The sequence below is a fragment of the Salegentibacter sp. Hel_I_6 genome (assembly GCF_000745315.1).
In the GTDB taxonomy this organism is placed as follows: domain Bacteria; phylum Bacteroidota; class Bacteroidia; order Flavobacteriales; family Flavobacteriaceae; genus Salegentibacter.
Map to the genome: position 1 here is coordinate 89,856 of NZ_JQNQ01000001.1, position 22,770 is coordinate 112,625.

General features: G+C 35.9%; 23 protein-coding genes. 15 read left to right on the plus strand and 8 right to left on the minus strand.

What is annotated here, in order from left to right; genetic code table 11:
* Positions 1–74 precede the first annotated feature (74 nt).
* From FG27_RS00350 to FG27_RS00370, 5 genes are all read left to right on the plus strand, one after another.
* Positions 75–695: a DUF937 domain-containing protein gene (locus FG27_RS00350; RefSeq protein WP_037321851.1), complete on the plus strand. Its 621-nt coding sequence runs from the start codon at positions 75–77 to the stop codon at positions 693–695.
* A 107-nt stretch (positions 696–802) separates the two neighbouring features.
* A complete protein-coding gene (locus FG27_RS00355) occupies positions 803–1,222 on the plus strand; it encodes a DUF6146 family protein (protein WP_037314070.1) in 420 nt (139 codons plus the stop codon).
* Between the two features lie 44 nt (positions 1,223–1,266).
* On the plus strand, positions 1,267–1,569 hold the full coding sequence (locus tag FG27_RS00360; protein ID WP_037314075.1) for a DUF6787 family protein: 303 nt from the start codon (positions 1,267–1,269) through the stop codon (positions 1,567–1,569).
* Positions 1,570–1,734: 165 nt separating this feature from the next.
* Positions 1,735–2,052: a hypothetical protein gene (locus FG27_RS00365; RefSeq protein WP_051935713.1), complete on the plus strand. Its 318-nt coding sequence runs from the start codon at positions 1,735–1,737 to the stop codon at positions 2,050–2,052.
* A 44-nt stretch (positions 2,053–2,096) separates the two neighbouring features.
* Positions 2,097–4,448, plus strand: coding sequence for a TonB-dependent receptor (locus FG27_RS00370; protein ID WP_037314078.1), 2,352 nt, complete (start codon positions 2,097–2,099; stop codon positions 4,446–4,448).
* 77 nt (positions 4,449–4,525) lie between these two features.
* Here FG27_RS00370 and FG27_RS00375 read toward each other — a convergent pair whose 3' ends face one another.
* The 5 genes from FG27_RS00375 to msrA all read right to left on the minus strand — a co-directional run bounded on the left by FG27_RS00375 (position 4,526) and on the right by msrA (position 7,435).
* On the minus strand, positions 4,526–4,765 hold the full coding sequence (locus FG27_RS00375; RefSeq protein ID WP_037314084.1) for a hypothetical protein: 240 nt from the start codon (positions 4,763–4,765) through the stop codon (positions 4,526–4,528).
* A 129-nt stretch (positions 4,766–4,894) separates the two neighbouring features.
* Positions 4,895–5,788: a YihY/virulence factor BrkB family protein gene (locus FG27_RS00380; RefSeq protein WP_037314087.1), complete on the minus strand. Its 894-nt coding sequence runs from the start codon at positions 5,786–5,788 to the stop codon at positions 4,895–4,897.
* A gap of 146 nt (positions 5,789–5,934) precedes the next feature.
* Entirely contained in the window at positions 5,935–6,243 is a 309-nt protein-coding gene (locus FG27_RS00385) for a hypothetical protein (RefSeq protein WP_037314088.1), read from the minus strand.
* Positions 6,244–6,288: 45 nt separating this feature from the next.
* A complete protein-coding gene (folE, locus tag FG27_RS00390; protein WP_037314089.1) occupies positions 6,289–6,885 on the minus strand; it encodes a GTP cyclohydrolase I FolE in 597 nt (198 codons plus the stop codon).
* Positions 6,875–7,435 carry a peptide-methionine (S)-S-oxide reductase MsrA gene (msrA, locus tag FG27_RS00395; protein WP_037314092.1) on the minus strand — a complete coding sequence of 187 codons (561 nt, stop codon included), beginning with the start codon at positions 7,433–7,435 and terminating at the stop codon, positions 6,875–6,877. Before msrA ends, folE begins: the two co-directional genes overlap by 11 nt.
* 134 nt (positions 7,436–7,569) lie before the next feature.
* On the opposite strand from msrA, the gene FG27_RS00400 reads away from it, so the two are divergent.
* The 9 genes from FG27_RS00400 to FG27_RS00440 all read left to right on the plus strand — a co-directional run bounded on the left by FG27_RS00400 (position 7,570) and on the right by FG27_RS00440 (position 18,423).
* A complete protein-coding gene (locus FG27_RS00400; RefSeq protein WP_037321854.1) occupies positions 7,570–10,008 on the plus strand; it encodes a DUF5916 domain-containing protein in 2,439 nt (812 codons plus the stop codon).
* A 143-nt stretch (positions 10,009–10,151) separates the two neighbouring features.
* Positions 10,152–10,829, plus strand: coding sequence for an ABC transporter ATP-binding protein (locus FG27_RS00405; protein WP_037314095.1), 678 nt, complete (start codon positions 10,152–10,154; stop codon positions 10,827–10,829).
* 2 nt (positions 10,830–10,831) lie between these two features.
* Positions 10,832–11,596, plus strand: coding sequence for a TIGR02757 family protein (locus FG27_RS00410; RefSeq protein ID WP_037314097.1), 765 nt, complete (start codon positions 10,832–10,834; stop codon positions 11,594–11,596).
* A 60-nt stretch (positions 11,597–11,656) separates the two neighbouring features.
* Complete coding sequence (locus tag FG27_RS00415; protein ID WP_037314099.1) at positions 11,657–12,868, plus strand: ATP-binding protein; 1,212 nt, start codon at positions 11,657–11,659, stop codon at positions 12,866–12,868.
* A gap of 66 nt (positions 12,869–12,934) precedes the next feature.
* Entirely contained in the window at positions 12,935–14,137 is a 1,203-nt protein-coding gene (locus FG27_RS00420) for an ATP-binding protein (protein WP_037321855.1), read from the plus strand.
* 43 nt (positions 14,138–14,180) lie between these two features.
* Positions 14,181–16,106 carry a BatA domain-containing protein gene (locus tag FG27_RS00425; protein ID WP_037314102.1) on the plus strand — a complete coding sequence of 642 codons (1,926 nt, stop codon included), beginning with the start codon at positions 14,181–14,183 and terminating at the stop codon, positions 16,104–16,106.
* A 37-nt stretch (positions 16,107–16,143) separates the two neighbouring features.
* Positions 16,144–17,394: a dihydroorotase family protein gene (locus FG27_RS00430; protein ID WP_037314106.1), complete on the plus strand. Its 1,251-nt coding sequence runs from the start codon at positions 16,144–16,146 to the stop codon at positions 17,392–17,394.
* 42 nt (positions 17,395–17,436) lie between these two features.
* Complete coding sequence (locus tag FG27_RS00435) at positions 17,437–17,763, plus strand: DUF4870 domain-containing protein (RefSeq protein WP_037314109.1); 327 nt, start codon at positions 17,437–17,439, stop codon at positions 17,761–17,763.
* Entirely contained in the window at positions 17,764–18,423 is a 660-nt protein-coding gene (locus tag FG27_RS00440) for an alpha/beta hydrolase (protein WP_037314111.1), read from the plus strand.
* Here FG27_RS00440 and FG27_RS00445 read toward each other — a convergent pair.
* Entirely contained in the window at positions 18,420–18,914 is a 495-nt protein-coding gene (locus FG27_RS00445; protein ID WP_037314114.1) for a hypothetical protein, read from the minus strand. The genes FG27_RS00440 and FG27_RS00445 overlap by 4 nt on opposite strands.
* Before the next feature lies 1 nt (position 18,915).
* Positions 18,916–19,677 (minus strand): MBL fold metallo-hydrolase, encoded by a 762-nt coding sequence (locus FG27_RS00450; protein ID WP_037314116.1) that lies wholly within the window; start codon positions 19,675–19,677, stop codon positions 18,916–18,918.
* A gap of 106 nt (positions 19,678–19,783) precedes the next feature.
* Here FG27_RS00450 and FG27_RS00455 point away from each other — a divergent pair, with 106 nt between their 5' ends.
* A complete protein-coding gene (locus tag FG27_RS00455) occupies positions 19,784–21,244 on the plus strand; it encodes a hypothetical protein (RefSeq protein WP_037314118.1) in 1,461 nt (486 codons plus the stop codon).
* A 198-nt stretch (positions 21,245–21,442) separates the two neighbouring features.
* On the opposite strand, the gene murA is transcribed toward FG27_RS00455, so the two are convergent.
* Positions 21,443–22,756: a UDP-N-acetylglucosamine 1-carboxyvinyltransferase gene (gene murA, locus FG27_RS00460; RefSeq protein WP_037314119.1), complete on the minus strand. Its 1,314-nt coding sequence runs from the start codon at positions 22,754–22,756 to the stop codon at positions 21,443–21,445.
* Positions 22,757–22,770: the final 14 nt, after the last annotated feature.

Genomic DNA, 22,770 nt, shown 5'->3' on the forward strand with positions numbered 1-22,770 from the left:
AGTAGATTATAATAAAGCTTTAACGCCCGTTAATGATTAAAAGCCGTAAATTCATTTTTCAAAAAATATTACCCATGGCTTCTATATTAGATTTACTAAACACACAAACCGGAGAGCAACTGGTAGATAAAGCAAGTGCTAAAACTTCTGAAGATAAAAGCAAAGTAACTTCTGTGCTGGGAATGGCCTTACCGCTAATTCTTGGGGCGATGAAGCGAAATGCAAACGATCCCAAGGGTGCAGAAAATTTGGATAAAGCACTGCAAAGCGATAAACATAATGGAGAAATTTTAAATAAACTAGGGGATAAAAATCCTGAGGAACTTTCTGACGAAGGCAGTAAGATTTTAAATCACGTTTTGGGAGCGAAACAAAGCGGAGTAAGCAAAACCATAGCTGGAGCTCTAAATATAGATGAAGCTTCAGTTAACAATATTCTCGAAATGGCAGCACCCGTTATAATGGGGTTATTAGGTCAACAAAAAAGAAAGGATAATGTGGATGCCTCAGGTTTATCTAGTCTTTTAGGTTCTGTATTGGGGTCTAATGCTTCTCACGATCAATCTCTAATCGAAAGTTTGCTTGATGCCGATGGTGATGGAAATGTTATAGATGATGTTGCAGGAATGGTTTTTGGTAATAAAAAAGGAAAAAAAGGCGGAAGTCTTCTTGGCGGTATGCTTGGGGGAAAATAATACTGGCGTCAAAATTAGGTTTTAAAAACTTATTCTATATTGAAAACGAGACAATTCCAGGTTAAATTCTGGAGTATTCAACTCTCAAATATTGAGGAAAAATTAAGATGAAGAATTTCATTTATATAATACTACTGGGGCTATTTATATACAGTTGCGGAAGTTCAAAAGACAGAAGGCTTAGAGATTCTCAAATTAACGAGGATACCGTTCGTATTGCAAACGATAGCCTGGAATACGAGATTATTATCATAGAACCGGGGTTCAACCTTTTTATTAATTCTATTGCGAGACCAGAAGGTTATTACTCCCAGCAATACTTAGAAAATAAAAATCGCATGTTGGTTACAGAATACAATCAACGAGTAACCCAACCCCAGGTTTATAATCCTGATCTTTATTTACAACAAATAAATTACGAACCTAATATAGATTATGGGTACGAGGTAAATTACTTATTATACAATTATTTCGTCTTTTTCAGTAGGCACTATAATCAGCGATTCTCCGTGCCCACGCGCATTTAACACTCATTATTTTAATTCTCCAACGCTTTTAGTATTTTTGCAGCATGAATAAATTAAAAGCACGTTGGGGTATTGATTCTAATTGGCAGGTTTTTATAATTCTTATCGTATTCGCCATTACGGGATCCACTTCAGCCAAATTGGCTGTCCCACTATGTAATTTTCTGGGAATTTACGAAGCTTCTTCGCACTGGGCAGTTTACTGGAGCGCAAGGATCTTCCTCATTTTTCCTATTTACCAGGTTTTATTAGTAAGCTTTGGTTGGATTTTTGGCCAGTTTCAGTTTTTCTGGGCATTTGAAAAAAAGATGCTAAGTAGAATAGGCTTTGCTAAATTATTTCAGTAAACAACCTCACAGCTTTAAATTCCGCTTATTTAGTAAACTACCTGGAAATAAGCCTACGAGAGCATCCTAATATTTTCAGGCGCGATTATTGAACAAACTTCCTTGAAGAATGTCGAATCTTCGGGAAAGAGCATTTAAATCTCGATTATCGAGTAAAATATTTGAATGAAGATCTTTAAACACATTTTCACTTTACTTTTGGGAGTTCTACTTCTGCTTCCAGCGGTAATAAGTTTCTCGCATATTTTTAGCGGGCACGGGCATGAATTATGTGTTAATTATTCCGATAAGCATTTTCACTCCACCAGCCTTGACTGTGAATTACACTCTTATCAACAAGGTCCAGCCCTTGCAAAGGACTTTATTAATTTTGAACCGCTTGTAGAAAAACAAGTCAAAAAACAATTCTTCGATTTTTATCAATTTTTAAATGATTATCACAAACTTCCTTTTGAGCTTCGCGGTCCACCTATAGCCGCCTAATATTTCGTTGTTTGTTAGAAGTATAATTATTTAAAAGAATTCCTATGAAAAGCTTACTTTTCTCATTGCTCTTTATAGCTTTGAGCCCAATTATATCGGCCCAGAACAGTTTCTCTGGCCAAATTACCAATGCTGATACTGGCGAACCAGTATTTAGCGCCAATGTCTACTTTCCAGAACTTGGAAAAGGAGATATGAGCGATATGGATGGAAATTTCACGATTAAAAATATTCCCAATGGAAAATTTAAAGTCCTTATTTCATCAGTAGGTTTTACTACTTATTCCAACGAACTCGATTTTCCAGAAACTTCAACCTTGAACATCACTTTAGAGAAATCGGCCATAGAAATGGAAGAAGTGATTGTCTCTACTCCTTTTCATCAATTGCAAAGTGAGAATGTGATGCGTGTAGAACGTGAAAATGTAGCAGATTTAAACCGTAAAGGGGCCCTAACTTTAAGCGATGGAATTACTCAAATTGCCGGAGTAGAAAGTTTAACTACCGGGGTAGGAATTGGAAAACCTGTAATTCGTGGTTTGAGTTCTAACCGGGTTTTAGTTTACACCCAGGGAGTTCGATTGGAGAACCAGCAGTATGGTGACGAGCATGGGCTGGGAATAAGCTCAAAAGGAATTGAAAGTGTTGAGGTTATAAAAGGCCCTGCTTCCCTACTCTATGGAAGCGATGCTATTGGCGGCGTTCTTTATCTAAATCCTGAACGCTATGCTTCAGAAAATACAACTAATGCTGAAGCTGATGTAAATTATTTCAGTAATACCCAGGGTTACCAGGGAAGCGTAATGGCTAAAACTTCTGGCGAAAAACTAAAATTTCTAGCTCGAGGAAGTTACGCGGCGCATAGTGATTACGAAACCGGCGACGGGGAAAGAGTGACCAATACCCGATTTAATGAAACCGATTTTAAAGCAGGAATAGGTTATCAGGATGCGAAATTCAAAACCGATTTAAGGTATAATTTCAATAAATCTAATATTGGAATTCCGGAAGAAATAGGCGAACAATCTACAGATAAAGAGCCAATGTTACCGTTCCAGGAGATAGATAACCATATTTTAAGTTTAGAAAATAAGCTATACCTCAACAATTCCAGCCTTGACTTTAAAGTGGGGTATCAATATAATAACCGGAAAGAGTTTGAAGAGCATCATCATGAAGAGGAACATGGCGAGGAAGAACACGAAGGTGAAGAAGAGCATCATGAAGAGGATGGAGAGGGTGCAGATCATCCAGCATTAGAAATGCATTTAGAGACTTTAAATTATAACCTTAAATATAACCTGCCAAGAACAGGAAGGTTTGAGACAATTTTAGGGGTTCAGGGTATGCACCAAACCAATACTAATTACGGCGAAGAAATTTTAATTCCAGATGCCACCACAACAGATTTTGGAGTATTTGCTACTACTCACGTTCATTTTGATAGATGGGATTTCCAGGGTGGTTTACGATTTGACTCCCGCAAAATTGATAGTGAAGCTGTAGAACCTCACGAGGGGGAACACGGCGAAGAAGAACGCGAAGGTGAAGAACACGCCGAAGAAGAGCACGGTCACGAGCACGAAGGAGGAGAAATAGCCGCAGTAAACAACTCATATAAAAGTATTAATGGTGCTTTGGGGGCAAAATACAATATCACAGAAAACCTGAGTGCCAGGTTAAATCTTGCTACCGGTTTTAGAGCACCAAATTTATCTGAATTAACTTCTAACGGTTCTCACCACGGCACAAACCGTTATGAAATTGGAGATCAAACGCTGGAAAATGAACAAAATTTCCAGGTAGATCTATCTTTAGAATGGCGAAATAAACATTTTGAAGCTTTTGTAAACGGATTTCATAATACTGTAAATAATTATATTTATCTCGAACCTACTGGGGAATTAATAGATCAAAATCCTGTTTTTGAATATACTCAAAACAATGCTGAACTATATGGTGGTGAAATTGGCGTTCATATTCATCCACATCCATTAGATTGGCTACATATAGAAAGCAGTTTTGAAACGGTAACAGGGAAAAGAAATAATGGCGAATATCTACCTTTAATTCCGGCGAATTCTTTGACCAATACTTTTAGATTAGAATTTGATAATCCCGAAAATAAAATCTACAGCAAATATGCATTTGTGAGATTAAAGAATGTATTTGACCAAAATAATGTGAGTGCTTTTGAAACGCGCACCGGCGGCTACGGACTTTTAGGCGCTGGATTTGGAGGTCAATTTGCAGTAAGATCTTCCGAAATGCGAATTGGGGTAAGTGCAAACAACATTTTAAATAAAAATTATATATCCCACCTTTCTCGACTAAAACCTGATGGTATTGCTAATATTGGCAGGAATATTTCGGTTTCTATGAGATGGTTATTTTAACTAGAGATTTAAAAAAAAAGACCTCACAGGTTTTTGAAACCTGTGAGGTCTAAATATTTAGTACTTCAAGAAATTAGTTAGATCACAATCTTCTTTTCTCCTTCAACATCGTGATTATTATCTTCAATATTATCTATTTGGGTAAGATCGTTCTTTTTTCTTTTTTTTATAAAACTATATGCGGCATAGCCGGCTCCTGCAGCAACGGCACCGACTCCTATGGCCTGTGCAGGTTTTTTAAGGATAGCTTTTCCAAGCTTTAAAATAACGGCTCTTTTTATCCATTTTATTCCCTTTTCAACTGTTTGATTATCCATAATTCTATTTTTATTGGTTATAATCTGAATTTTCAGATAATTAAATATCGTAGTATTTCTATTTATGTTACGTTAAAGAGATTTCAAATAACACAGTTTTAACGGTCTTGCAAAAATGATTAATTGAAATTATTTAAAGGAATTTATCTTCTTTGCATATCTTTCTGAAGCTGAATTAACTTGGGCGCCCAAAAGAACGGTAAAACAAGTGATAGAAAGCCATAGCATCATAATAACCACTGCTGCTATAGAACCATAAACTTCACCATAACTTCCAAAATTACTCACATAAAAGGAAAAACACCAGGAAGCAATAAGCCATAATATGGTAGCCAGGAGGGCTCCGGGAATCACCCATCTTAATTTAGGATTGGTGCGTTCTGGTGCAAATTTATAAACCAGGCAAAGAAAAAAACCAACAATTATGGCTAAAATTGGCCAACGCAGCCAGCTTATTAAGTTTTCTATATCTTGAGGCAAACCCAATTCTCCTACCACAGCAGGAAAGGCAACGATTAAACCCATACTCAAAATCACCTGGATGATGGAGCCAAAAGTGAATAATAAGGTAAGTGCGTTCTGTTTGATAAATCCGCGGTTACTTCGTGTGCCGTAGGAAATATCGATACCGGTAAATAGAGATTTCATTCCTTTATTGGCACTCCAAATACTAAATAATATACCTATAGCCATTCCCCAGCCAAGAGTATTTCCTGAGGTAGAAATAAACGCTTCTAAGCGCTCCTGTACAATACCAAAAGCTTCATCTGGAATCATTGAACCCAGCTGGGTTAATTGACTTTCAATTTGAGCCGGACTAACAGCCAACCCGTAAATAGAAACAAGCGCCATAACCGCGGGAAAAATCGCTAAAAAAGCGTAAAAGGCAACTCCGGCAGAAACAATACCTAAATTGTTTTCATCTATTTTGTCTTTAACGATAAATATGATCTTCTTCCAACCGGAAAAAGGAATTTTGGTAGGTTTAGAAAATTCTGACCTATCTGTATCAAACTCTGACATCTTGTAAATTTTACATTCAAGTTAAATTACATAAAACAATTAAAAGGAAAGAAAGCTGGCTGTTAAAGAGTTTCTAAATGATTTGAAACAAAAAAACGGGACTATAAATAAAGTCCCGTTTCAAATATTTTAAGTTATACCGGTTTTTATTCAATAATCTCAACCTCAATAACCTGACCTTGCTCTTGTTCTTTCTTACTCCAAACGAAAGTGTAAAAATACATAAGGGTAAAGGTTGGAATAATATCGGTTCCTGGAAGTATCTCTTCTAGAAATACTAAAACCGAAGCCACTTTCCCTTTCTTACCGGGATACATTTCACTCATTTTCTTAGCTGCGTATGGTGCCCAAATAATATCAAGAAATGGCCCAATAACGGGAATAGCCATAGTAGCCATACCCAGGGCATCATACACGAGGCCTTTTATAAATAATCTATCTTTTAAAAGTTTCATCTTAGTTGATTTTAGTAATAAAAGAGCAAATAAAGTGCCAAACGATTATCTAAGATCTGAGCTAATTAATTTTAGAAATTCATTTCGGGTTTCTATTTTTTGAAATTGACCACGAAATCCTGAAGTTGTGGTTGCACTATTTTGTTTTTGTACTCCCCTCATCATCATACACATATGCACAGCTTCAATAACTACGGCAACTCCTTTTGGTTTAAGAGTATTGTTAATGCACTCCAGAATATCATGTGTTAATCGCTCCTGTACCTGCAACCTGCGTGCGAAAACATCTACCACTCTTGGCAGTTTGCTTAAACCAACTATATGTCCGTTGGGAATATATGCAATGTGGGCTTTTCCAAAAAATGGTAACATATGGTGTTCGCAAAGAGAATACAACTCGATATCTTTTACCACCACCATTTCATCATAGCTTTCTTTAAACATGGCTTTGTTTAGAATGGTTTCAGCATCCATTTTATAGCCTTGCGTTAGGAACTGCATTGCTTTCGCCGCGCGTTCCGGTGTATTCACTATGCCCTCACGGCTCACATCCTCTCCAATACCGCCAAGGATATCTTTATAATTTTGCTGAAGCCCATCAGTAACTTCAATATTATATTCTTCTTTAAATTTATAAGCCATTTTTTTCTTGTTTCAGTTTATCTGAAAAAACTTCAGTTAGTTTTTTTATTTTTGGATCTATTATAAACTGGCAATAAGGCTGTTGCCGGTGCTGGTTATAGAAATCCTGATGTTCTTTTTCTGCAGTATAAAAATCTTTAACCGCACTTATCTCGGTTACTATTTTATTGTCAAAAATCCCTTTTTCTTCCAACTCACCTATCACTTTTTCGGCACTTTGTTTTTGAGCGTCTGAATGATAAAAAACCGCACTGCGATATTGCGTACCCACATCATTTTGCTGGCGATTTAAAGTAGTTGGATCGTGGGTTGCAAAAAACACATATAACAGATCTTTAAAGCTTATAACTTCAGAATTAAACCTAATTTGTATAGCTTCAGCGTGACCAGTTCTCCCTGTTATTATTTCTCTATAGGCAGGGTTTTTTATATTTCCGCCGGTAAATCCTGATAGCACCTGCTCTACTCCATTTAAACGTTGAAATACAGCTTCGGTACACCAAAAACAACCTCCTGCTAAAGTTGCCAATTCTAAATTTTCTGAATTCATAGATTAATTTTGTTTAGCAAATCTAAGGTATTAGTAAACAAAATAAATAAAGTTTAACGTGAATTTAAATCAAAGCTTTGACTGCATTGAGAACTATGATATATTTGGGCTATTTTTATCCAAATCATCAATTAATGCTCCCTAAAACCTGGTTATTTTACTTATTCTGCATTTTCTCTCATCAGATGATTGCACAAGTAGATAGTCTTTCACGAAAAAACTATACAGCAACAAAAACTGAATTCGCTCCTACTATAGATGGATTTTTAGACGAAGAAATATGGAAAAACCTTCCTGAAGCCAACGAGTTCGTTATGTATTATCCCGGTGATGGAGATCCAATTCCTTCAAGTCATAAAACTACGGTGAAATTAGCTTACGATAACGAGGCACTTTATATCGCAGCTTTTTTAATAGACGAGACACCAGAGAATATTGTAAGGCAGTTTACGCAACGTGATAATTTAGAACAAAGTGATTATTTTCAGATAGATATTAATACCTATGACGATGGGGAAAATCAAATTAGGTTTGCCGTAACTGCCGCAGGAACCCGGGCAGATGCAAAAATAACCGGTAATAATGAAGATTTTGGTTTTAATATTGTTTGGGAAGCTGCAGTTTCTCAGGACGAAAATGGATGGTATGCCGAAATTCGTATTCCCTACGCGGCACTTCGTTTTCCGGAAAAAAAGGAACAGGAATGGGGAATTCAATTTTTAAGGCAAATTTCCCATAGAAATGAAAGCTATACCTGGAATTATGTAAACAAAGCTATTGGCCAAATGAGTCAGCAAACTGGTTTACTTACCGGGATTAAAAATATAGACCCTCCTACCCGACTTAGTTTTTATCCCTACACATCGGCAGAAACAGATAGATTTAATGGCCAAACCGAAAGTAATTTTAATGCCGGTTTGGATGTGAAATATGGAATAAGCAAAGCTTTCACTTTAGACATGACCTTAGTTCCAGATTTTGGACAGGCAGATTTTGATAATGTAGAACTTAACTTAGGCCCTTTCGAACAGATTTTTGGGGAAAACCGTGCGTTTTTTACTGAAGGAACTGAACTTTTTACCAAAGGCGATCTCTTTTATTCTCGAAGAGTGGGAAATGCTCCCATTGGATTTAATGACGCGCAACGGGAAAAACTTGATTCTGAAGAAATCCTGGAAAATCCAGAAAGAACCGATCTTTTAAATGCTTTAAAAATATCTGGCAGAACTGAGCGCGGACTGGGTGTTGGCTTTTTTAATGCAATTACCGCAGAAACCAAGGCAATTTTTAGAGATACAATTACCGGAAGAAGCCGGGAGAAAATTACCGAACCCCTGGCCAATTATAACATCCTTGTACTAGACCAGCGTTTTAATAAGAATTCTTCTATTAGTTTAATTAATACCAATGTGACAAGAGAAGGCAACTTTAGAGATGGAAATGTAACAGGGTTTCTATTTGACGTTTTTAATAAATCTAACTCCTTTAATATAGTTGGAGAAGCAAAAATGAGCAATGTAAATTTACAGGGACAAAATGAAACCGGCTTTGCTTCTTTATTTTCTTTAAGACGAACTAAAGGAAATTTTAGATATGGTGTGTCTCATGAACTCGCAAATGAAACTTATGACATTAATGATCTTGGAATAAGTTTCATCAATAACTATAACAATTTTTTCCTGAATACTTCTTATCAAACCTTTGAACCTACCGGGATTTTTAACCAGTATAATATTGAGTTATATGGAAATCATCAGCGGCGTTATCGGCCTGATATGAATGTTGCCAGTGGTGCGGGTTTGAGCATTTTTGCCATGACTCGTGACCGATTTGCATTTGGAGGTTTCGCCGAGGTAAATTCAGCTTTTAAAGATTTTTTTGAACCACGCCGGGAAAACACTTTTGTAACTTACGAACCAAATATTACCGGAAATGCCTGGATTTCTTCAGATTACCGAAAAAAATTAGCTATAGATATACGCTCTACTTACCAGGTTTTTGGTGAAAATTCCCGAGAAAGTTTTAATTTCAGTTTTAAACCCAGAGTTAGATTCAATGATAGGTTTTTAGTGATCTATGGTTTTGAATATAGTAATGAAGTTAACCGGCCAAGTTTCGTAACACTGCAGCCCCGTAATGTTATCTTCGGAAATAGAGCTATGAAAAGCTTTGAAAACTCGCTTCAGGCGAATTATAATTTTACCACAAAACAGGCGCTAAATTTAAGTTTTAGAAATTTTTGGTCTGTTGCTGAATTTGAAGAAGGAAAATTTTCAAAATTAAATTCTGATGGAAGCTTAAGTTCGGTAGATTATGATAGAGAAGAAAATTATAATCCTGATGCCAATTTTAATATCTGGAATTTAGACTTAAGCTACCGCTGGCAGTTTGCGCCCGGCAGTGAGGCCATTTTACTCTACCGAAATTCCATATTTAATCAGGATGAATTAAGTTATCTCGATTTTCAACAAAGTTTGGATAATTTATTTGATAGACCGGCTAGGCACAATTTAAGCCTACGTATTGTGTATTATGTGGACTATAACCATATTAAAAACATATTCAATTCTTAACTTGGGGGTTTTCCTTAATTTGGCTAATTTTCAAAAGTCTTAAAAATTATCTCAGCGCAAGCGCACGAGGTGTTTTAAGGAAATATTATTTTAATTTCGAGAAAAGCCCGGGTGCTTTTAAATCTCGATTATTGATCCAGATAATGATTACAGCTAAAAATATTCATAAATACTACGGAGACCTCCACGTCCTTAAAGGTCTCGATCTTCATATTCAAAAAAGCGAAATTGTTTCTATTGTAGGAGCTTCAGGCGCTGGTAAAACCACCTTGCTTCAAATTTTAGGGACTTTAGATAAGCCTGAGAAAAACAAAGATTCTACACTACAAATAAACGATACCGATATTTATAAGCTTTCTTCGCGGGAATTATCCAAATTCAGAAATAAAAATATTGGGTTTATTTTTCAGTTTCACCAGCTACTCCCCGAGTTTACGGCTTTAGAAAACATCTGTATTCCTGCTTTTATTCACAATACCCCCAAGGAAAAGGCTGAAAAACGCGCCAAAGAGCTTCTGGGCTTCCTTGGTCTTGAAAACAGGGCAAATCATAAACCCGGTGAACTTAGTGGTGGTGAGCAGCAGCGTATTGCAGTAGCCCGATCACTAATTAATAATCCTGCAGTAATTTTTGCTGATGAACCTTCAGGAAATTTGGATACCGAATCTGCCGAAAACCTGCACCGTTTATTCTTTCAATTAAGAGACGAATTTCAGCAAACTTTTGTAATTGTGACTCATAATGAGGAACTCGCCGATATGGCCGACAGGAAAATCACCATGCAGGATGGGAAAATAATTGATAAGCACGAAATTCAGTAAAATTGACAAAGAGCGAACTCAAATCTTTTCTCGACTTTAAAGCCGAACAATACAATACACCTGAATTTATAGACTCAGATCCTATCCAAATTCCGCATCAATTCAGTAAAAAAGAAGATATAGAAATTGCTGGTTTTCTCACCGCCACAATCGCCTGGGGAAACCGAAAGAGCATTCTTAAAAATGCAAATCGGTTAATGCAAATGCTGGATCAAAGTCCGTATGATTTCATTTTAAATCATTCAGAAAGTGATCTTGAAACCTTAAGCGGCTTTGTTCACCGAACTTTTAATGAAATAGACCTGGTTTATTTTATTTCAGCTTTAAAGAATATTTATAAAAATCATGGAGGCATTGAAACTATTTTTACTGCAAATGCCGAAGAAAAATCGCTTCAACCGGCAATTCATGAATTTAAAAAAGTATTTTTTGAAATTCCGCATCCACCTCGCACGCAAAAACACGTTAGTGATCCTCTAAAGAATTCGGCTGCCAAAAGAATAAATATGTACTTACGTTGGATGGTAAGAAAAGACAATACCGGCGTAGATTTTGGAATTTGGAGGAATCTTGATGCCTCGCAATTAAGTTGTCCTCTAGATGTGCACTCCGGCAATGTAGCCAGGAAATTAAAACTCTTAAAGCGAAAGGCCAACGATGCTAAAGCTTTAACAGAATTAGATAAAGCTCTAAGAAGGCTTGATGCCGCTGATCCTGTGAAATATGACTTCGCTCTATTTGGTTTAGGCGTATTTGAAAAATATTAGGATAAATTTAACAAGGTTACGAAAATTTTGTTAAATTTGATTTAATTAAAATTTGCTCCTATGTTACGTCCTGCAATTCCAGAAAATGAGATACAACGACTAAAAGCGCTTCAGGAAGCAAATATTTTATACTCTCCTACCGAAGAGGAATTTGATAATATTACCCAGCTTGCCTCTTTTATCTGTAAAACACCGGTTTCATTAATTTCCCTGGTTGGAGAGCACGAACAATGGTTTAAATCTAAATACGGCACCGATTTATGCACTTCAGATAGGGATATTTCTTTTTGCAGTCACGCGATTTTAGAGCCTGATGAGTTAATGGAAATTAAAGATACAAGGTTAGACAATCGTTTTGAAGACAATCCATTTGTAATTGCTGAGAAAGACCCCATAATATATTATGCGGGAATGCCTTTAAAGGATTACAATAATATGGTGTTAGGCACACTTTGCGTGATAGACACCAAACCAAATCAATTAGACAGCGATCAAAAAAATGCACTAAAATCACTGGCTAAACAGGTAGAAATTCTTCTAGAGTTAAAACGTAAAAACGATTATCTGGAGAGTATTAAAAAGCAACTTAACGAGCATAATGTCATGCTTAAAAATTTTGCCGGTGTGGTTTCTCACGATATGAAAATGCCGCTTGCAAATATGATTATTACTGCCGATATCCTTAAGGCTAAATTTGGAGAAAAAATTGGAGAAGAAGGATTAAGTTATCTAAAAAACCTGAAACAAGCCGGATTAAGACTTAGCGGTTACATTAATGGTATTTTAGATCATTACGAAAGCGATACTATTGCCGCTTCTAATAACGAAGAGTTTGATGTGCATCACCTACTGGAAGAAATTATAGATCTTTTAAATATTACCGAAGATTGCGTGATCAACCTACCTGAAGATAATACTATTATTAGCTCTAACCGTGCTGCCCTGGAACAGATATTTTTAAATTTATTAGGCAATAGTTTAAAATATAACGATAAGCCTAAAATTCTTATTGATATTGAATTTTCCCAGAATCCAGATTTTTATTATTTCAGTATAAAAGATAATGGTATTGGTATTCCTAAAGAAAAAGAGGACGATATTTTTAAACTTTTTACTACAGTCGCCAAAAGTGACCGGGCGGGTAATAAAGGAAATGGAATTGGCCTTTCTACCGTAAAGAGATTGGTGAGTAATTTGGGGGGTAACCTAAAGGTTAAATCTGAATTGGGAAAAGGCACTCGTTTCAATTTTTCTATAAAGCGCAAACCTTAATCTGCACTTCATTTCCATAAAAATTAGAAAAAAATATTTATATTAAAGTATAAATTGGAAGAAGGTATGCACGATAAATATGTTTCTTCAAACGAAAAATTACGCAGGGCAGCACTCGCTGAATATGCGATTTTTAAATCGGGAGAAGACAAAGATTATGATCAACTCACTTTCTTAGCAGCAAAAATTTGCCAGGTTCCTGTGGCAAAGATCAGTATAATTGGAAAAAACAAAATTTGGTATAAATCTGTTTATGGAACAGAACAGGCTGAAATTCCACGAAAAAACTCTTTTTGCGAGCATAGTATTTATGCCGGGGAAGAAATTTTTATCATTAACAGCGATCATCATCCAGAATTTTTTGAATATTCCAGGGAAATTTATGGTCAGGAATTTCATTTTTATGCCGGCGTGCCTTTGGTTAACGCCCATGGCCACGCGATAGCGGTTTTTTGCATTTTTGATACGAAAGTTAGAAAACTGGATGAAGCCCAGAAGAAAGCTTTAATGGCTTTAGCCAATCAAAGTATGAATCTTTTTGAATCGCGAAAACAGAAAACAAAACTTCAGCACGTACAGCGTAAATTAAAGCAGAAATATAAAGATCTCGAAAAATTCGCCAGCCTGGTTTCGCACGATATTAAATCGCCATTGGCAAATATCATTTCTTTAACCGAATTGCTTAAAGATGAAAACAAAAAAAATCTAGATGAGCAAAGTAGGCAGTATCTTGATTTCCTGGTAGAATCTTCTTATTCTCTTCGTAATTATGTAGATGGAATTTTAAGTTTTTACCGCAGTGATCATATTTTAGAAAAAGATTTTGAAGATGTGCATTTGCCAAGTTTGCTTAAAAAAATCACCGATTTATATAGCTTAGAGGAGAATGTAAAAATTTCTTATCCAGAGAAAGGCCAATTAAAGAACATAAATAAAGCTGCATTAAGCCAGGTTTTTATGAATCTTATAAGCAATGCCTTAAAGTATAATTCCAGGGAAGTTAGAAAAGTAGATATCAATTTTAATACTACAGATACTTACTACTGTTTTGCCGTGAGCGATAATGGAAATGGCATAAGTAAAAACGATACTGAAAAAATTTTTCAGCTTTTCACCACTTTAGATGCACAGGATAGAGATGGAAACCCTGGTAGCGGTATTGGTCTTGCCACAGTCAAAAAGCATATTGACCACATGCAGGGTTCTATTGAAGTTATTTCGGAAAAAGGTAAAGGCAGTACTTTTAAATTCAAAATTAAACGACCCTAGCTTAAATTCCATTTCATATATTTGAAAAACTTTTTAAAGCTTTATGGAATTTAAACAGCCGGAATTACTTTATGCCCTGTTTTTACTACTCATACCGCTGGCTGTTCATTTATTTCAACTTCGCCGATTCCAAAAAGAAGATTTTACGAATGTAAAGTTTCTAAAAAAAGTTATTCGCCAAACCCGTAAAAGCTCACAATTAAAGAAATGGTTGGTTCTTGCCACGAGAATGCTCATGCTAACAGCCCTTATTCTTGCTTTTGCCCAACCTTATTTCCCCGCAGAAAATCCTGAAGCTACCACCAGCAAAAAAGTGATTTTTTTAGATAATTCTTTTAGCATGCAGGCTACAGGGAAAAATGGTGAACTTTTAGAAAGCGCCATCCAGGATTTGATTAAAAATTTCCCTGAAAATGAAGAGATAACTCTTTTCACTCATAATGCTGAATTTCGGGATTTAACTTCTAATGAACTCACTACAGAACTCCAAAACCTAAATTTTGCAGAAAATTCTTTAAATTTCAATACGATAAAATTAAAAGCAGAACAACTTTTTAAAAATACCGGCGAAGAAAAAGAGCTTATTTTTATTTCAGATTTTCAGCGAAACCTTAACCTGGGAAACTTAAGTGATTCTAATGAAATAACTTATCATATTATCCCGGCAGTCCCAGAAAACATTCAAAACATAAGTTTAGATTCGGTTTTTATAAGCGATCGTGAAGCTGAACAAATTAGTTTACAGGTTTTACTGAGCAGTAAAACAGAAATTTCAGAGCCTGTTAGTGTCTCGGTTTTTAATGGAGAAGAGCTATTAGCAAAATCTGCAGTGAGTTTTAAAGATAAATATGAGGCGCAAACCACATTTAAAATTAATGCAGAAGAGATCGCCGATGGGAATATAAGAATTGAAGATTCTTCCTTAGATTATGATAATACCATATTTTTCAGTTTAAATAAACTTCAACCCGCTGAAGTTATTATTGTAAGTCAAAATGCAGGTGCTAATTTCCTAAGTCGAATACTTACCCCTCCTGAATTTAATACTGAAATCTTTCGATTAGATCAGCTGGATTTTAATAAGCTAAATACTGCAGATCTGGTTATTCTTAATGAAGTTGAATCGCTTTCCGGTGCGTTGCAGTCTAATTTAACTAACCTTCAAAAAAATGCGGTGAATTTGGTAATTATCCCCTCAGAAAATATTGATCTAAATTCTTACAATAACTTGCTTGGCCAAATGAATGCGCCAATATTTTCAGCATTAAAAACTCGGGAAAGCCTCATCACCGAACTCGAATTTGATCATCCTTTACTTACAGGAGTTTTTGAGGAACGTGTCCAAAATTTCGATTATCCAAAAGTACAGTCGTATTATCCAGTAAATAATGGGGTCAACATAATTTCATTTCAGGATAATGCCGGGTTTTTGCTGGAGAGAAATGGAGTTTATTTATTTTCAGCTGCCTTAAATGCTGAAAATTCAAATTTCAGAAATTCACCTTTAATAGTTCCTGTTTTCTATAATATGGGTATTTCAGCCTTAAAAACGCCAAATTTATACTATGAAAATGGAAAGGAAGATCTGATTAAAATTACGCTCAATTCACAACAAGACGAGGTGATACATATAATTTCAGAAAATGAAGATTTTATTCCGCAACAACGGGTATTAGGAGATAATATAGAAATCTCTACTGCCGGCTTAAATATAGTTTCAGGAAATTATTCCCTGGAATATAATGGGAAAAACCAGGGCTATATAAGTTTTAATTCGCCGAGAAGCGAAAGTGAGTTGGAGTACGAAATTCCGGAAGAAAATGAAAATATAAAAATACATCCCAATATAGGAGCCTATTTTAATGAAATAAAAGCATCTGGGCAAAATAGCGAGCTTTGGAAATCCTTTGTTATTTTTGCTCTTATATTTTTAACTGCTGAAATGCTTCTTTTAAAATATCTTAAATAACCGGCTTGAGCCGGAACAAAAAAATGGCAATAAACAAATGAAACTACTTCTAAAATCGGTTACTATCATTGATAAACATTCAGCCTACAATAATAAAAAGCTGGATATTTTAATTGAAAACGGAATTATTAAAAAGATAGCAAAAGATATCACCGCAAAAGCCGAAAAAGTGATTTCTAGAGAAGATCTTCATGTTTCCAGGGGTTGGTTTGATAGTAGCGTAAGTTTTGGCGAACCTGGTTTTGAAGAACGGGAAACCATCACTAACGGACTCGATACTGCGGGAAAAAGCGGATTTACCAGTATCGCCCTAAACTCTAACACTTTTCCTATAATTGATAATAATGGGGGAATAACTTCGGTAAAGTCTAAAGCTGCTCACCATCCCGTTCAACTTTATCCTACAGGTGCTTTAACGATTAAAAGCGAAGGCGTCGATCTTGCCGAACTTTACGATATGAAGCAAGCTGGAGCTATTGCATTTGGAGATTATAAACGCGCGATTAAAAATCCGAATTTGTTGAAAATCGCACTTCAGTATGCACAAAATTTTAATGCTTTGGTACAATCATTTCCGCAGGAAGATCGCATTGCTGGAAAAGGAATGGTGAACGAGGAGCAAAATAGTACTTCCCTGGGATTAAAGGGAATTCCTAACCTGGCAGAAGAATTACAAATCACCCGCGATTTATACCTTTTGGAATATACCGGCGGGAAATTACATATTCCAACTATTTCAACTAAGAAATCGGTTGCCCTAATTAGAGAAGCAAAAAAGAAAGGCCTGGATGTAAGCTGTAGTGTAGCTATTCATAATTTAATTTTTACTGACGCTCTTCTCCAGGATTTTGATACGAACGCTAAAGTTTTGCCTCCGCTAAGAATCAAAGAAGATATAAAAGCGCTCGTTAAAGGTTTAAAAGACGGCGTTATAGATATGATTACTAGTGATCATACTCCAATTGATACAGAACATAAAAAAGTGGAATTTGATAACGCGTTATACGGAAGCATTGGGTTAGAATCTGCATTTGGAGCTCTAAACACAATATTTTCTACCGAAGAAACTGTTGAAATCTTAAGTAAAGGAAAACAAAGATTTGGCCTGGTAGATTCTAAAATAGAAGAAGGAAATCCCGCAGATCTAAGTTTATTTATTCCTGATGAAAATTATGAATTCACTGAAAATCATATTTTTTCCACCTCAAAAAACAGTATTTTCAAAGGATATAAGTTAAAAGGAAAAGCGCTGGGAATAATTACTAAAGCGGGGGATTTTGGCTTATAATTCCGCACTTAATTTGATACCTTTGCATAATAATTAACTACTATGAAAACTGTTGCCGAAGAAGGAAAAACTCCAGCTATTGTTGCTTACCTTACCATTATTGGTACTATAATAGCCTATTTTATGAATAATGAGCATAAGAATACTTTTGCTTCGTTTCATATTCGGCAGGCACTTGGCATCCATGTAACATTTTATGTTCTGGGAGTTTTAGTAGGTATGTTTGACAGTTGGTTAATTTCATCGGCCTTTTATATATTTATCGCGGTTTTAGGCATTTATGGCCTGGTAACCGCCATACAGGGCGAACAAAAAGAAGTACCAATTCTTGGTGCATATTTTCAAAAATGGTTTAGCACAATACAATAAATGAATACCAAAGAACTTTCTCTACACCACCTTATAAGAAGACCAAAAATTCAAACTGAAAAGTCACCATTGCTTATTATGCTTCACGGCTATGGAAGCGATGAGAAGGATCTTTTCTCTTTTGCTGAGGAATTACCGGACGAGTTATTCGTAATTTCAGTAAAAGCACCTTATGCCATGCAACCCTACGGAAATGCCTGGTATGCGATTCATTTTGATAACGAGAATGGGAAATTTAGCGACGACGAGCAGGCTAAAGAATCCAGGGAACTTATTGCAGGGTTTATTGATGAAGCAGTTGAAGCTTATGATTTAGATGCCGATAAGGTTACGCTTTTAGGTTTTAGCCAGGGAAGTATTTTGAGTTACGCAGTGGCGCTCTCCTACCCTGAGAAAGTGAAAAATATTATCGCACTAAGTGGTTATATAAATGAGGCAATTTTAAAACCAGGTTTTGAAAAGAATGATTTATCTAAATTATCATTTTATTGCTCTCACGGTTCTGTAGACCAGGTGATCCCTGTAGAATGGGCTCGCAAAAGCAAACCAATTTTAAACCAGCTAAATATTGAAAATACTTATTCCGAATTTCCGGTAGGTCACGGTGTTGCTCCCCAAAACTTCTTTGAATTACGGGAATGGCTTAAAAAACGAATCTAATTAGCCGGATAAAGAAAAGACTTTTCAGCCGTAAGATCGATTTTTCCATTATCATCTATAAAATAAGTAAAAAACACCTCGCCCCAGTAAGTACCATCGGTAAAATCGGCAATTACCCATTTATGGTTTAGGATTTTGATCTTATTAATACGCATTTTTCCTTCCATCCCATCAAAAGGAACATAAGAATTATCTGAACCTACCTTGTTCTGACTCATCAACTCGTTTTCAATATTTTCAGAAACATAGCTAGCTTCAATTCCCATTTCTTCAAAATAGGTGATCGCTTCTTCATTTTCAAGAAAAGAGAAATAAGTGCCATTATCTTCTTCAGCTAAAGAATCATTTTCAAGCTCAAGTCGTTCAACTTCTGCTTTCAAGCTCTGGATATCGGCATCTCTGGAATCAAGGATCTTTTTATCATTTACATAAATGAAAATCGTAAAAAGCAGGGAAAATATAAAAAGGTATAGTAATAAATTCTTACTCATCTTAAACGGTTATTTTTAGGTTATCGTAGGCTACAAACACGTTTTCTGGTAATTGTTCCTGTACTTTATCGTGAAATCCGAGCAAATGACTAATATGTGTTAAATAAGCTTTTTCAGGTTTTACCCGATCAATAAATTCTAAAGCTTCTTCAAGATTTAAATGAGAATGATGCGGTTCAATTCTTAAAGCCGTTACTACTAAAACCTTAACCCCATCTAATTTCTGAATTTCTTCTTCTTCTATAGATTTAAGATCTGTAAGATAGGCGAAATCTTTAAGCCTAAATCCAAATACCTGCAGGCGGTTATGTTTATAATCTATTGGAATAATTTTAAGTTCTTTAAAATTAAAAGGCTTATTTATTATCTCGTTTTCAATTACACCGGGAGCCCCGGGATATTTATTAGTTGAAGTAAAAATATATTCAAAGCGTTTTCTTAAAGATTCTAATACACGTTGATGTGCAAAAACCGGGATATCTCCCTGGCGGAAGAAAAAAGGGCGAATATCGTCCAAACCCGCGGTATGGTCGTTATGCTCGTGAGTATATAAAATCGCGTCCAGTTGCTCTACAGGATTAGCAAGCATTTGCATTCTGAAATCGGGGCCACAATCAATCAATATATTATACCCCTCCCATTTTACTAAAACCGATACGCGTAAACGCTTGTCTTTAGGGTTATCACTAAGGCAAACCGGGTGCTTACTTCCTATAATAGGTATGCCTTGAGATGTTCCTGTACCTAAAAAAATTACTTCCAAGAATTGTTTATTTTACTGCAAAAGTAAAGATAATTTTTTTCTATACCTTACCGTTTTTAGTACCTTTGATATACGCAAAAAAGAAATCACACTTAAAAGAGAAATTATGCCAATTACAATAATGGGCGATAAGGAATTTGAAAATGTTCCTTCTATAAAAAGCAAAGCACTTCGCATTAATTTAAACGAAAATATCTACGGAACATTTTCAGAAATTGGTGCCGGCCAGGAAACAGTTAGAAATTTCTTTAGAGCTGGTGGTGCCTCTGGAACTATTGCAAAAGCAATGAGCGCCTACGATAAAGATTTTAGTGATGCTATTTATGGCGTTGAAGATGATAGAAGATATGTGACTGAAGCACGCCTAAAGAAAATGCTTTCCCACGAAATCGGCTTAATTGAGCAAAGAATTTCCCGAGAAAAGCACCCTAATAAACTTTTCTTTAGTTATGCCAACACCGTAGCTACCATAGATTTTGCAAAAAAATATAAAGGTCACGGTTGGATAGGAATTAAATACCAGGTAAGACCAGAAGAAGCTTATAACGAAATTAGTTTGCACGTTAGGTTTCATGAAAATGATGCCCGCCACCAACAAAATACCTTGGGAATTCTTGGTGTAAACTTAATTTATGGAGCCTATTATAAATACGATAATCCAAAGAAACTTTTACGTTACCTCTACGATCATATAGACAAAGATCAAATAGAGATTGATACGATAAACTTTAGCGGACCAAGATTTGAAGGTGTAGATAATCGTTTGATGAGTCTTCAATTAGTGAAGAACGGAATGACAGATGCCGTGATGTTCGCGCCAGATGGAAACAACGTACTTCCTGCTAAAATTCTATATAAGAAGAATATTCTTGCGCTTCGCGGAAGTTTTAGACCCGTGACTAAAGTTAATATGGATATGTATGAGCGTTCGCTCGAACTATTCCTGAAAGAAAGCAAAGTCGAAAAAGAAAATACCGAAGTGATTTTTGAAATCACTCTTTCTAACCTTCGCGCAGAAGGCGAAATAGATGAACGTGATTTTATGGACCGGGCAAAACTTTTATGTTCTCTTGGCCAAACAGTAATGATCTCAAATTTCCAGGAGTATTACCGTGTAGTTGAGTATTTCTCAAGATATTCAAAACAGCGAATGGGCTTAACTATGGGTGTAAATAACCTTATTGATGTTTTTGATGAGAAATATTACAGGCATCTAAGCGGTGGTATTTTGGAAGCTTTTGGTAAGCTTTTCTTTAAAGACCTTAAAGTTTACCTCTACCCGCTTAAAGATTCTGAAACCGGTGAAATTACTACCAGTGACAACCTAAAAGTTCACCCTAGAATGAAAGAATTGTATAAATTCTTTAAGTATAACGGACGAGTTGAAGATATTGAAAACTACAATCCTGAAATTCTTGATGTTTACTCCAGGGAAGTTCTTCAAATGATTAGCGAAGGAAAAGAAGGTTGGGAAGATATGCTCCCTGAAAAAACCACGAAAATGATTAAAGAGCATAATCTTTTCCATTATAAAGAATACAAGAAAAAAGCAGAAACTGAAGTCTAGTTTCTAAAGTTTTTCAGCATAAAAAAATCCGGATGAATTAATCATCCGGATTTTTTATGCTTATTTGTAGCGTCATCCTGAATTTATTTCAGGATCTAAGTTATTTGTGATTCTAATTATGTTAGAAGCTGAAACAAGCTCAGCTTGACAAAAGCCTGTCTTTTAGAGAGCCTCTTTTATATGTTTTTAATTGATTACTTAAGCCACTCGCTCAATTCTGGCGCCAAGGGCTTTAAGGCGTTCATCTATATTTTCGTAACCCCTGTCTATTTGTTCTATATTGTGAATAGTAGAAGTTCCTTTAGCTGAAAGCGCTGCAATAAGCAAAGAAATCCCTGCCCTAATATCAGGAGAAGTCATGGTGGTAGCTTTTAGCTGCGATTGGAAATCGTGTCCAATAACGGTAGCACGATGCGGATCACATAAAATGATCTTCGCACCCATATCTATCAGTTTATCCACGAAAAATAACCTGCTCTCAAACATTTTTTGATGAATAAGCACACTGCCGCGAGCCTGTGTGGCCACAACTAAAAGTATACTCAATAAATCTGGAGTGAATCCCGGCCAGGGTGCATCGCTAATATTCATTATAGAACCGTCTATAAAGCTTTGCACTTCATAACCATGAGTATGCGCCGGTATAAAAATATCGTCGCCTCTTCGCTCAATGGTAATTCCTAATTTTCTAAAAGTGGTAGGAATAATCCCAAGCATATCCCAACGCACATTTTTGATGGTAATTTCGCTTCTTGTCATTGCTGCAAGACCTATCCACGAACCAATTTCTACCATATCCGGCAAAATTCTGTGTTCGCAACCTTTTAAAGCTTTAACGCCTTCTATGGTAAGAAGATTAGAACCTACCCCGCTAATTTTCGCACCCATTGAATTCAACATATTGCAAAGTTGTTGCAGATATGGTTCACAAGCGGCATTATAGATTGTAGTAGTTCCTTCAGCAAGAACAGCTGCCATCACAATATTGGCAGTACCGGTAACAGATGCTTCTTCCAAAAGCATAAAATCACCTTTTAGTCCGTTTGGAGCTTCAACGCCATAAAAGCGTTCTTCTTTATTATATCTAAATTTTGCACCAAGTTTAATAAAACCTTCAAAATGGGTATCCAGTCTTCTTCTACCAATTTTATCGCCTCCCGGCTTTGGAATAAAGCCTTTCCCAAACCTTGCTAATAAAGGTCCTACGATCATAATAGACCCTCTTAGGCCGCTACCGTCTTTTTTAAATTGATCGCTGCTTAGGTAATCCAGATCAAGATCATCACTTTTAAAAGAATAGCTTCCTTTTCCAAGCTTCTTGATCTTAACGCCAAGATTTTCTAAAAGCTGAATAAGCTTATTAACATCTAAAATATCTGGAATGTTATTGATAACTACCTCCTCTGGAGTTAATAATACGGCACAAAGAATTTGCAGGGCTTCGTTTTTGGCTCCTTGTGGCTGAATTTCACCACTAAGTTGCTGCCCGCCTTCAATTTGGAAAGTTCCCATGAAAGTAAAATATT